Raw genomic sequence first — 354 nt, 5'->3', positions numbered from 1 at the left:
GGCCGCCCCCGACCCGCATTCGCGGCTGGGCAAGCGCACCTTTTTGCATTTGGTGAACTTCTCCGCGGCGCTGTTCGACGAGGTGATCAACCCGTTCTATGGCGCGCCGCAGTCGATCTATTCCGATCACTTCCAATGGCTGGACGGCACCACCGGCAGAATGTCGTACAAGCTCGAAGCGCCGCCGCTGCACCCGGCGCTGGCCAGTACGCTGCTCGGCGGCTACGGCACCCAGAACGCCCTGGACATGAGCCAATTGCCACATACCCACGCAATGCTCGCCCTGCTGCGCGACGGCTTCCACCCCGACAGCCCCGGCGGCAGCGTGGAACTGCGCGGCGACGGCACACCGGT

General features: G+C 66.4%; 1 protein-coding gene. It reads left to right on the top strand.

The window, feature by feature from the left end:
- Positions 1–354: hypothetical protein (locus M2R48_RS21360; RefSeq protein WP_262087637.1), on the top strand; the 354-nt coding region annotated here is incomplete at both ends.

This window comes from Acinetobacter sp. I-MWF, from assembly GCF_025433935.1.
GTDB lineage: Bacteria > Pseudomonadota > Gammaproteobacteria > Pseudomonadales > Moraxellaceae > Acinetobacter > Acinetobacter guillouiae.
This window is presented reverse-complemented; position numbering and strand designations above follow the sequence as displayed.